Origin of the sequence: Staphylococcus sp. HMSC62A08, assembly GCF_001839105.1 — a bacterium.
GTDB classification, from domain to species: domain Bacteria; phylum Bacillota; class Bacilli; order Staphylococcales; family Staphylococcaceae; genus Staphylococcus; species Staphylococcus caprae.
The window spans coordinates 1-12,178 of record NZ_KV840031.1; the positions used below are offsets into that span (position 1 = coordinate 1).

Genomic DNA, 12,178 nt, shown 5'->3' on the forward strand with positions numbered 1-12,178 from the left:
TGTATAACGCTAAGAAATTAAAATAATTTTCGAGTGATAACTTTATTGTAGTGACTGAGTAGGCTGCTTTATTATTCTCTAAACAGAATAGTAAAGTAGTCCTTTTTATTTTTTTTAGGAAATTTATGTTTATTAGAAATACTATTGATAGAAATATAATTTTTTTAAAATAGAAATACACAAAAACTAACGAATTGTACACGCTCTTTCTGACAGAAATGTGACAAAAGAACAAAATGATTTCGCAAACGTTTTAAATATGATAAACTTTGAAAATGATATGAAAGCACGATATAATAGCTAATAAAACGCTTACAAGGAGGATAATTATGACTGTAACAATTTATGATGTTGCAAGAGAAGCACGTGTGTCGATGGCAACTGTTTCACGAGTAGTAAATGGCAATCAAAACGTGAAGCCCGAAACTCGAAATAAAGTCAATGAAGTGATTAAAAGTTAAACTACAGACCCAATGCCGTTGCTAGAGGACTTGCAAGTAAACGTACAACTACTGTAGGAGTGATTATACCTGACATTTCAAATGTGTATTATTCACAACTTGCCCGTGGTTTAGAAGATATCGCTACAATGTATAAATATCATTCAATTATTTCTAACTCAGATAATGATCCTGAGAAAGAAAAAGAAATATTTAATAATCTATTAAGTAAACAAGTAGATGGTATTATTTTCCTTGGTGGTACGATTTCAGAAGAAATTAAAGAATTAATTAATCAATCATCAGTTCCTGTTGTCGTTTCAGGCACAAATGGTAAAGATGACCACATCGCTTCAGTGAACATTGATTTCAAACAAGCAGCAGAAGAAGCAGCACAACACATGTTTGAACAAGGTGCTACAAAATTTGCTCTTGTAGGTGGGGATTATTCTAAAAAAGCACAAGACGATGTGTTACAAGGATTAACTAAAGTTCTTGACCAACATCAACTAGAATTAGATGAAGCACTTCATTTCTCTGGGAAAGAAAGTTATAAAGAGGGCATTAAAGCATTTGAAAGATTACAAGATAATATGCCAGACGCAATACTTTCAATTAGTGACGAACAAGCAATAGGAATTTTACACAGTGCATTAGATGCTGGTGTGAAAGTACCTGAGGATTTACAAATTGTCAGCTTCAACAATACACGCCTTGTTGAAATGGTTCGTCCTCAATTATCAAGTGTCATTCAACCTTTATATGATATCGGTGCAGTAGGCATGAGATTATTAACGAAATATATGAACGAAGAAGATATTGAAGAACCGAATGTGATTCTTCCACATAGAATAGAATATCGTGGCACTACGAAATAAACTATCGCCAATGAGCTTAGGCTCACGATAAGATGAGTTAAATATATATTAAAACGGATGCATGATTTGAGGTATAACTACTTTTTACTCAACACGCATCCGCTTTTTTATGCCTTTAATGGTTCGACTCGACTGCCAATTTATTTTTCCTCTTTATAATGAGCGTACCAACTGGAGACTTGCTTTGCTATTCGAGCATTCTTTTCAGAAATTTCTTTAGTTCTAGGAATGTGAGTATAATCATTTAGTCGGTCTTCCCAGCGTTTAGGGAGTTGAACAGGGCTATATAATTTCCATTTATTAATCCAGCTTAGAGGGAGGTAACCTTGTTGAATGGGTTCACCGATTAAACTGAGAAAGACGTGACTCCAAGCACGAGGTACAACTCTCCATATATTATAACCACCGCCGCCAAACATGATTACTTTATGATGACAATAACGAGCTGCTAAATCTTGTATGATGTAGGGAATCGTATAGAGCGTGCTTAACGTACAACTGATATGTGTTAAAGGATCTCTATAATGGATATCTACGCCATGCACACTTAAAATGATGTCCGGTTTAAAAGCTGCTATAACTGGTTCCACAGTTTCTTTAAATACGTCTAAATATGAGTCATCTTCTGTATAGGGCTCTAATGGCACATTGACTGTATAACCATAACCGAGATCTTCACCACGTTCAGTATAATGTCCAGAACCTGGGAAAAGAAACTTGCCTGTTTCATGAATAGAATAAGTCATAATTTGATTATCTGTATAAAAGCTCCACTGTGTGCCATCGCCATGATGTGCATCAGTATCAATAATCATTACACGTTGATTGTAGCGTTCAACTAAATATTTTGCTGTAATCGCTACATCATTATAAATACAAAAGCCATTAGCCCGACCAGATTGAGCATGATGAAGTCCACCGCCTAAATGACAACCATTATCCAAAGAGCCATCCATCAATCGGTCCGCTAAATTAAGGGCGCCTCCAACAATACGTGCACTATGTCGATGCATATGTCTAAATTGCACAGTGTCTTCACTATTTAGTCCATATTTTTTAGCTTCTTCTTCACTTAAAATACCATGTGAAGCGTGACGAATAGCTTGAATATAATCATATTTATGAATAAGTGCTAACTCATTATCTGTTGCTATTCTTGGTTTGATGATATGTTCAGGCTTAAGAAATTTTGCTTCTTTTAAGAGTTCCGTTGTTAACTTAAGACGCATTTGATTGAATGGGTGTTCGTTATTGAACCGATATTTTAAAATTTCATCTGAATAAACATATCCCGTTTTTATGTTTTTATTTTGCATCATGTCACCCCCCTTATCAACATTTTTATTAAATTTTCTAAGTAGGGCGTGGGACAGCACAATTCATTTTCCTGAATGATATGTTTATCCCATCCCTTTTAAAAAGTAACCCACAACTATAATTCAGAACTTAAAAGAAGAATTTATTCTTATATCTAATATCATCAAAAGCTTGTTGTTGATCAAGACTAATACGTCTACCAATACGAGCCATCAAACAATTAGCAGGGTGACTTGTAATTTCTGGATCATCAGTAGCGAAGATTTCAAGACCACCTTTAGCCATTAATTTCTGCATCAGTTTCTTATATTCAAACACATCAAGTTGAGCGTTATCTAAATCCCAATGCCAATAATATTCAGTCGTCAGCACAATATAATCTTCAAATTCATCAGAGGATAAGCTTGTAGCAATAAGTTCGCCACCTAAGTGAAAGTGTCTGTATTTTGGACTGATTTCAATGGCACCTAATTCAATTAGATAAGGTAAGTGTCCTTTTGACCATCTTTCGAATTCATCAGGGTAGTGATAGGTAACATAACCAATGAGATGATGATGCTGTCTAACTACGTAAACACGTCCTTCTGGTAATTCAGTAATCTCTAATAGTGCTTCATATTGATCTTGAGGTAGACGAAATGAATCGAGTTGTTTATCGAAAGTAAGCGTTTTCAAAAATGTATATGAAACAGGCCCTTCGATAATGAAATTCTCACCATTGATTAACTTATTCTTAGTAACATAGGTTTTAACATGTCTCAAGATATCATCTCCTAATGTAACGCCGCTGATACTTATACTTATTATATAGAAAGTGGTTGTAATTAGACAATTAATTACTAAATACTACACGAAAAATTTTGAATAATGTGAAAATTATATGTATAATAACTTTTAAAGAAAGCGATTTCATTTACAAAGGGGGATTTACAATGAAAGTTGAAGTATATCAAAGTGAACCAGGACAATATAACTTAGATAATTACGCAAAAGCTTATCAAGAATTCAATTGGGAGGAAGTTGAAAAGTCATTTTCTTGGTATGAAACTGGAAAAATGAATATGGCTTATGAATGTATCGATCGACATGTAGATAGCGGAAAAGGAGATAAACAGCTCTCAATTATAAAGATGAGAAGCGAAAAGAATCTTATACTTATAATGATTTAAAGCAGTTGTCTAATAAAGCGGCGAATGTACTTAAAGATAAGGCACAAGTTAAAAAAGGGGATCGTGTCTTTATCTTTATGTCTCGTACACCAGAATTATACTTTGCTTTCTTAGGCATCTTAAAAATTGGGGCAATTGTGGGTCCATTATTTGAAGCATTTATGGAGAAAGCAGTCGCAGATCGACTCGAAAATAGTGAAGCTAAAGTTGTGATTACGAATAAAGCGTTATTGCCTCGCATTCCAAAAGATAAATTGCCAAATCTAGAAACGATTATTGTCGTGGACCAAGATGTTGACAGTGAATATATTGACTTTAATAAAGAGATGGATGAAGCAAGTGATCAATTTGATATCGAATGGTTAGAACCTGATGATGGTCTGATTCTTCATTATACATCTGGCTCAACAGGTCAACCTAAAGGTGTCTTACATGTTCAAAAGGCCATGTTACTTCATTATATTTCAGGAAAATACGTATTAGATTTAAAAGATGATGACATCTATTGGTGTACTGCTGATCCAGGTTGGGTTACGGGTACATCTTATGGTGTATTCGCGCCTTGGCTCAATGGTGTCACAAATTGTATTGCAGGCGGTCGCTTCTCACCAGAAGCTTGGTACAGTATGTTGCAAGAATTTAAAGTTACAGTTTGGTATACTGCGCCAACTGCTTTACGTATGCTGATGAGTGCTGGAGACGATATTGTTGAGAAATATGATTTATCTTCAGTACGTTCAATCTTGTCTGTAGGAGAACCTCTCAATCCAGAAGTGATTAAGTGGTCTAAAGATGTTTATGGTAAACGTGTCTTAGATACGTGGTGGATGACTGAAACAGGTGGACATATGATTGTTAATTATCCATCAATGGATATTAAACTTGGTTCAATGGGTAAGCCACTTCCAGGCATTGAAGCAGCCATTATTGATGATGAAGGTAACGAATTGCCACCTAATCGTATGGGGAACTTGGCGATTAAGGAAGGTTGGCCTTCAATGATGTCCGAGATTTGGAATAACCCTGAAAAGTATCACTCATACTTTATCGGTGATTGGTACGTTTCAGGAGATTCTGCTTATAAAGATGAGGATGGATATTATTGGTTCCAAGGTCGTGTTGATGATGTCATCATGACAGCTGGCGAACGTGTGGGTCCATTTGAAGTTGAATCAAAACTTGTTGAACATGAAGCGGTAGCTGAAGCAGGCGTGATTGGTAAACCGGATCCAGTACGAGGAGAAATTATTAAAGCTTTTGTTGCTTTAAGACAAGGATATGAACCAACAGAAGAATTGAAAGAGGACATCCGTAAATACGTAAAAGAAGGTTTGTCTGCACATGCAGCACCGCGTGAAATTGAATTTAAAGATAAATTACCAAAAACACGTTCAGGGAAAATTATGAGACGTGTACTTAAAGCATGGGAATTAAATTTGGACGCTGGCGATTTAAGTACAATGGAAGATTAAATATAAATATTGGGAGGTTGGGATATCATTTAATATCTCAGCTTCATTTAATATTTTGACAGAAGATATCTGAATTAAAAGCGGACTTGTAACACGTTTATCTTAATCTTAGCTATTCTTTAGACAATGGAGCTCCACCATATTGTTATTAAATTAAAATAATTATTAAGAACGAACATTATATAAATATTTATTATAATTATTCGACAATCAAAATTGAGTCGGTTATCATAAATCATATAAGTAGTATAAATAAGAATGCATGATTTAAGATTCATTGATAAAAATTTCAAGGGGTTGAATAATTTGGCACATTTATCAGATTTAGACATTGCGAATCAATCAGAAATAAGACCAATTGGAGAAATTGCTAAAAAAGCAGGCATCTCTGCTGATGCACTCGAACAATATGGACATTATAAAGCTAAAATTGATATTAATCAGATTAAGCCTAAAGAAAATAAAGGTAAAGTGGTATTAGTGACTGCGATGAGTCCAACACCTGCAGGAGAAGGGAAATCGACTGTAACAGTTGGCTTGTCCGATGCACTAAATGAACTGAATCATAATGTCATGGTTGCTTTACGTGAACCAGCGCTTGGTCCTACATTTGGTATTAAAGGTGGCGCAACAGGTGGCGGTTATGCACAGGTATTACCAATGGAAGATATTAATTTACATTTCAATGGCGATTTTCATGCGATTACGACTGCTAATAATGCGTTATCAGCGTTTATCGATAACCATTTACATCAAGGTAACGAACTGGGCATTGATCAACGTCGAATTGAATGGAAGCGTGTGTTAGACATGAATGATCGTGCGCTACGTCATGTCAACGTTGGATTAGGTGGTCCTACGAATGGTGTACCTAGAGAAGATGGTTTCAACATTACGGTTGCATCAGAAATCATGGCTATTTTATGTTTAAGTCGTAGCATTAAAGACTTAAAGGACAAGATTAGTCGTATTACGATTGGTTACACAAGAGACCGTCGTCCAATCACAGTAGCAGATTTAAAAGTTGAAGGTGCACTTGCGATGATTCTTAAAGACGCAATTAAACCTAACTTAGTACAAACGATTGAAGGAACGCCAGCACTCGTTCATGGTGGACCATTTGCTAATATTGCGCATGGTTGTAATTCTATTTTAGCAACTGAAACTGCTAGAGATTTAGCTGATATTGTAGTAACTGAAGCAGGTTTCGGTTCAGATTTAGGTGCTGAAAAGTTCATCAATATCAAAGCACGTGAAGCAGGCTTTGAACCATCTGCAGTCGTTGTTGTAGCGACTATTCGTGCGCTCAAAATGCATGGCGGTGTAGCTAAGGATAATCTTAAAGAGGAAAATGTTGAAGCAATTAAGTCAGGTATTGTTAACCTTGAACGTCATGTCAATAATGTGAAGAAATATGGTTTAGAACCCGTTGTCGCACTCAATGCATTTATTCATGATACTGAGGCAGAAACTGAATTTGTTAAGCAATGGGCGAAAGAAAATGGTGTACGCATTGCTTTAACTGAAGTATGGGAAAAAGGTGGTAAAGGTGGCATCGATTTAGCAAACCAAGTTTTAGAAGTCATCGATCAACCACAAACATTTAAGCACTTGTACGAATTAGAACAACCTCTTGAAGCAAAAATTGAAACAATTGTAAAAGAAATTTATGGTGGTTCAAAAGTTACATTTAGTAATAAAGCGCAAAAACAGTTAAAACAATTCAAAGAAAATGGATGGGATAACTATCCTGTTTGTATGGCTAAAACACAATATTCATTTAGTGATGATCAAACAGCTTTAGGAGCGCCATCAGACTTTGAAATTACGATTCGAGAATTAGAAGCGAAAACAGGCGCAGGATTTATTGTCGCATTAACTGGTGCAATTATGACTATGCCTGGTTTACCTAAGAAACCTGCTGCACTTAACATGGATGTTACAGATGACGGACATGCGATAGGATTATTCTAATTTATAAAAAAGCAACTATCATGATAAAAGGCTCTAGCGAATGGGTGATTTCCGCTAGAGCCTTTAATAATATAATTATCGATTATGATGCATCTTGTTGTGGATGTGTTAGTAGGTGTGCTTTGATATGGTATTTTTTTGCTCGAATATATTGTTTTTTTGAAATTTTTCCTTCGACTAACATTCGTTTAAGAACATAGTGTTGGCGTTGAATACTATATTTAAATTTTTCATTACTTTTTAAATTTCCATTATCGTCATACGGCGTATAGCCATAAGGACTTTGTAATAATCCTATTAAGTACGCTGATTGAGCGATATTTAATTCTTTAGGTGGTATGCCGAATAAACTGAAAGAAGCAGAAGATATACCCGTTATATTCGCACCATTATAATCATGACCAAATGGAACGATATTCAAATACGTATAAATAATTTCATTTTTTGATAAAATTTTTTCAAGTTTCATCGCTAATATGATTTCATTTGCTTTACGACTGTAAGTTTTCTTATTCGTTAGAACTTGATTCTTGATGAGTTGTTGTGTGATGGTACTACCGCCAGATGTTTCATGAGCATCAACGATATCTTGAAACATTGCTCTCATCAGTGCTTTAGGTAATATACCGTTATGTTTATAGAAAAGAGTGTCCTCTGAGGACGTAAGCGCATGAATCACATTTGGATTGACATGCTTAGGACCCACAATTAATGTATTTTGAGAATGATCATATTCTTCAAGAATATGATTATTACGATGATTGATAAGTTCGTCCCCTGGAATATGAAGTACTTTCTGCTTCAATTCACTATTACTTATAGAGGATGCCTCAGATGTGAGATGGTGGAAGTACAAGATGAATCCCATCAACAATAGAATACTAATGGAAAGTATAACTAGGAATATGCCAACGCAAACGTGTTTAATTTTCTTATAAATGCGTTCAAATTGCACGTATTTATCTGTTGTTTGTGGAATACTTTTATTGTGACGCATCGCATACCTCCTAAATTTAGATATAGTATACCATATTCATGAAGTTGACTTTTAAAATAATGTTATCTATAATTAAATTCAATTCGATATGTTTTGAATACGAGGAGAAGTAACATTTAAGGGATATTTCAGAGAGTTAGTGGTGGCTGTGAACTAACAATTGCTTTAATGTGAATACACCTCTATCATGTTATTCAACGTTTCATTAATGAACGTCTCATTAATAAAGTAATCCGAGTGTATCATTACGCTCGATTAAGTATGGTGGTACCGTGCAATTGCGCCCTTACATTTCATGATGTAGGGGCTTTTTATTTTGTGAATGAATTTTTTTAGGCATTTTCACTATTCTAATAACTATGCTTTGGAAAATGAAATCTCTATACCACAATGATACAAAGGTACCTGTAAATGAATAACTTTTCAAAACAAACATGATATAGAACAATGATTAAGGAGGATGTAAGTAATGACGAACGCATTAATTGATGATTTAAAGTGGAGAGGCTTAATTTATCAACAAACAGATGAACAAGGCATTGAAGATTTATTAAATAAAGAACAAGTGACATTGTATTGTGGTGCGGATCCTACAGCGGATAGTTTACACATTGGGCATTTATTACCATTCTTAACGTTGAGACGTTTCCAAGAACATGGTCACCGTCCTATCGTACTTATTGGTGGGGGAACTGGAATGATTGGGGATCCATCAGGTAAATCTGAAGAACGTGTACTTCAAACTGAAGAACAAGTAGAAGCAAATGTTCAAGGATTATCTAAACAAATGCATCGTTTATTTGAATTTGGGACTGATAAAGGTGCAGTTTTAGTTAATAACAAAGATTGGTTAGGCCAAATTTCATTAATTAGCTTCTTACGAGATTATGGTAAACATGTTGGAGTCAATTACATGTTAGGAAAGGACTCTATTCAAACACGTTTAGAACATGGAATCTCTTATACTGAATTCACATATACGATTTTACAAGCGATTGATTTCGGTCATTTAAATCGTGAATTAAACTGTAAAATCCAAGTTGGCGGTTCAGATCAATGGGGTAATATCACAAGTGGTATTGAGTTAATGCGCCGTATGTATGGTCAAACTGAAGCATTTGGTTTAACAATTCCATTAGTCACTAAATCTGATGGTAAGAAATTCGGTAAATCAGAATCAGGTGCTGTATGGTTGGACCCTGAGAAAACAAGTCCATATGAATTCTATCAATTCTGGATTAATCAATCTGATGAAGATGTTATTAAATTCTTGAAATACTTTACGTTCTTAGATAAAGAAGAGATAGATCGCTTAGAACAATCTAAAGAGGAAGCACCTCATTTACGTGAAGCTCAGAAAGCTTTAGCTGAAAATGTAACGAAATTTATTCATGGTGAAGAAGCGTTAAATGATGCGATTCGAATTTCTAAAGCTTTATTTAGTGGTGATTTAAAATCATTATCTGGTAAAGAATTAAAAGAAGGATTTAAAGATGTACCACAAGTTACATTATCTTCTGAAACAACAAATATTATTGAAGCGTTAATCGAAACAGGTATTGCTTCATCTAAACGTCAAGCACGCGAAGATGTGAATAACGGCGCGATTTATATCAATGGTGAACGTCAACAGTCTGTTGATTATGAATTCAGCAATGAAGATAAAATAGACAATGAATTTACAATTATTCGTCGTGGTAAGAAAAAATATTTCATGGTAAATTATCAATAAGACGTATCAGTCTATTTGGAGCCTCCTAATCATCTCGTGTGGTTGGGAGGTTTATTTTCAAAAAGGTAAGGGGTGGATTGTATGAATAAAGAACAAGCGATAATGAAAAATTTCCGCGACATATTTAATAAAATTGCGTGGTTAAATAAAGGGAAAATGGAAGAAGCACTTAAAGGGAATAAGCCAAGTGAAGTGCATTGCATTGAAGCGATTCAAGAATTAAATGAACCTAACGTGAGACGATTGACGGAAGCGTTATTTATGACGCGTGGTGCCGTTAGTAAATTGACTAAACGACTTGAACAAAGAGGTTTAATTGAAAGTTATAAGAATCCTGATAATAAGAAAGAAGTATACTTTAGGTTGACGGAAGCGGGTACAGAAATCTATCAAACGCATGAAGATCTACATAAGGAATTTCAACGTAGAGACCAAGAAGTGTTTGACAACATTACAGATGAAGAATTTAAAACAATGATGCAATTTGTAGAAAAGTATAATGCACACCTTGATAAAGAAATAAAAGATCAAGGTCTATTACATTAAATATAAGGATGCTCAAATTCTTGTGACGAAAGAAATGAGGGTATCCTTAATTTTTTGCGATGATTTTGTTGACAAGGAAACAAAACGCATGTATATTTTGTTGACGAAGAAACAATTTAGATAAAGGAGAGTCTTTATGTCAGCATCTCGTTCACAATCTAACGGCGTATCTAAAGAAGTAATGACCGCAGCGTGGGCCATTGCATTAGGTGCCATCGCTCCAATGTTAGATTCAACTATGATAAATATCGCAATTAAGCAACTTAATCATACATTTAATAGTTCCCTAGACGTTGTTCAGTGGGGAATTACCGGTTACGTTTTAGCACTTGCCATTGCTGTACCATTGTCTGGTTGGTTGATGAATCAATTTAATGGTAAGAAAGTGTTTATATTAGCAATGATTGCTTTTGGCTTTACGTCGATACTGGCTGGCGTTAGCTGGGATATCACCGTATTTAATATTTTTAGAATTTTACAAGGTTTTAGTGCAGGAATTATCACCACTCTCATGTTTACCTTACTTGTAAAGACTGCAGGTCAAGACCATATAGGTAAGGTGATGTCTGTGGTAAGTACGCCTATGATTTTTGGGCCAATTTTAGGACCTGTACTTGGAGGGTTTATTATTCATTTTGCAAACTGGCGATGGATATTTTTTATTAATATTTTTATCGTTATCATTGCAGTACCGTTGATGAATAAATACGTGCCTCAATTTAAGCCTTTTAATAAAGAGAGTAAGCTAGATATCATTGGCATTATATTGTTATCACTTACGAGTGTGAGCATCATTTACGGCGTAACGAAAGCGTCCGATTATGGGACATTCTTTGCTATGCAACCGATGATGTATATCATCATAGGAATAGTTTTAAAGATTGCATATTGCATTTATAATCATATGAGACATTATCGTACAGTTCTACCGATCACATTATTTAAGCAGAAGAACTATGCTGCATCATCTATCGGATTATTACTTGCTAATATAGGTATTATGGGCCCAATGCTGATTATTCCATTATTCTTTCAGAACTTTAAACACTACACTGCGATTGAAGCTGCTTTAGCTTTAATACCTCAGGGTCTAGGTATGTTAATTACGCGACCTTATATCGGGAAAATGATTGACCAAATCGGCGCGAAGTATGTTGTCATCGTGAGTATTGTGATAGCCATGTTTGGTACGATTCCGTTGATGTTCGTGTCAGATCATACACATATCATGTGGTTGTCTATCATACTCTTTATAAGAGGATGTAGCGTAGGCGGGATCAACCTTGGTCTTACAAGCGATGCATATCAAGGACTTGATGATAAGCAAATTGCTGAAGCAGGTGTAGGTATCAATATGATTGAAAATATTGGTTCTAGTCTAGGTACTGCGACCATCGCAACCGTAGTAGCATCCATGTTAGCATTCAATCATCCATCAATTTTTCAAAGTTTAAAAGCTTATCATGCAGGTTTCTTAGTTTCTGTGGTTGCATTATTGCTAATCGTGTTACCTGCGTTATTTCTTACACATAAAGCTAACCAAATTGAATCATAAATTCCCAAAAATAATAGCAGTAAGATGATTTCAATTGGAATCTTCTTACTGCTATATTTATATTCAAGACGAGGCTGGGACATAATTAATTGTCTCAG

Annotated in this window: 7 protein-coding genes and 2 pseudogenes; 6 read left to right on the forward strand and 3 right to left on the reverse strand. The window is 35.0% G+C overall.

The genetic code is table 11. From position 1 onward, the window contains the following. Positions 1 to 329 precede the first annotated feature (329 nt). Positions 330 to 1,318 (forward strand): annotated as a pseudogene (gene ccpA / locus HMPREF3264_RS03785) (catabolite control protein A). Positions 1,319 to 1,458: 140 nt separating this feature from the next. Here the strand turns inward: ccpA and HMPREF3264_RS03790 are convergent. Both HMPREF3264_RS03790 and HMPREF3264_RS03795 read right to left on the reverse strand, forming a co-directional pair. Continuing rightward, positions 1,459 to 2,634, reverse strand: coding sequence for an acetoin utilization protein AcuC (locus HMPREF3264_RS03790; RefSeq protein WP_070871975.1), 1,176 nt, complete (start codon positions 2,632 to 2,634; stop codon positions 1,459 to 1,461). Between the two features lie 130 nt (positions 2,635 to 2,764). Further along, a complete protein-coding gene (locus HMPREF3264_RS03795) occupies positions 2,765 to 3,397 on the reverse strand; it encodes a GNAT family N-acetyltransferase (RefSeq protein ID WP_070871976.1) in 633 nt (210 codons plus the stop codon). Between the two features lie 170 nt (positions 3,398 to 3,567). On the opposite strand from HMPREF3264_RS03795, the pseudogene acsA reads away from it, so the two are divergent. Beyond that, a pseudogene (gene acsA / locus HMPREF3264_RS03800) lies at positions 3,568 to 5,276 on the forward strand (acetate--CoA ligase). A gap of 306 nt (positions 5,277 to 5,582) precedes the next feature. Then, positions 5,583 to 7,250: a formate--tetrahydrofolate ligase gene (locus HMPREF3264_RS03805; RefSeq protein WP_070871977.1), complete on the forward strand. Its 1,668-nt coding sequence runs from the start codon at positions 5,583 to 5,585 to the stop codon at positions 7,248 to 7,250. A gap of 82 nt (positions 7,251 to 7,332) precedes the next feature. Here HMPREF3264_RS03805 and HMPREF3264_RS03810 read toward each other — a convergent pair whose 3' ends face one another. Beyond that, positions 7,333 to 8,247 carry a transglycosylase domain-containing protein gene (locus HMPREF3264_RS03810; RefSeq protein WP_070871978.1) on the reverse strand — a complete coding sequence of 305 codons (915 nt, stop codon included), beginning with the start codon at positions 8,245 to 8,247 and terminating at the stop codon, positions 7,333 to 7,335. 469 nt (positions 8,248 to 8,716) lie between these two features. Here HMPREF3264_RS03810 and tyrS point away from each other — a divergent pair, with 469 nt between their 5' ends. From tyrS to HMPREF3264_RS03825, 3 genes are all read left to right on the forward strand, one after another. After that, positions 8,717 to 9,979 (forward strand): tyrosine--tRNA ligase, encoded by a 1,263-nt coding sequence (gene tyrS, locus HMPREF3264_RS03815; RefSeq protein WP_070830849.1) that lies wholly within the window; start codon positions 8,717 to 8,719, stop codon positions 9,977 to 9,979. An 81-nt stretch (positions 9,980 to 10,060) separates the two neighbouring features. Beyond that, the gene (locus tag HMPREF3264_RS03820) at positions 10,061 to 10,525 is read left to right on the forward strand and encodes a MarR family winged helix-turn-helix transcriptional regulator (protein ID WP_070871979.1); all 465 of its coding nucleotides are present in this window, start codon (positions 10,061 to 10,063) and stop codon (positions 10,523 to 10,525) included. A 136-nt stretch (positions 10,526 to 10,661) separates the two neighbouring features. After that, a complete protein-coding gene (locus HMPREF3264_RS03825; protein WP_070871980.1) occupies positions 10,662 to 12,080 on the forward strand; it encodes a DHA2 family efflux MFS transporter permease subunit in 1,419 nt (472 codons plus the stop codon). Positions 12,081 to 12,178: the final 98 nt, after the last annotated feature.

Bases quoted from the DNA above. Each gene is read 5' to 3' on its own strand.
- HMPREF3264_RS03810 (WP_070871978.1), bottom strand. From the start codon at position 8,247: ATGCGTCACAATAAAAGTATTCCACAAACAACAGATAAATACGTGCAA.
- HMPREF3264_RS03820 (WP_070871979.1), top strand. From the start codon at position 10,061: ATGAATAAAGAACAAGCGATAATGAAAAATTTCCGCGACATATTTAAT.
- HMPREF3264_RS03790 (WP_070871975.1), bottom strand. From the start codon at position 2,634: ATGCAAAATAAAAACATAAAAACGGGATATGTTTATTCAGATGAAATT.
- HMPREF3264_RS03825 (WP_070871980.1), top strand. From the start codon at position 10,662: ATGTCAGCATCTCGTTCACAATCTAACGGCGTATCTAAAGAAGTAATG.
- tyrS (WP_070830849.1), top strand. From the start codon at position 8,717: ATGACGAACGCATTAATTGATGATTTAAAGTGGAGAGGCTTAATTTAT.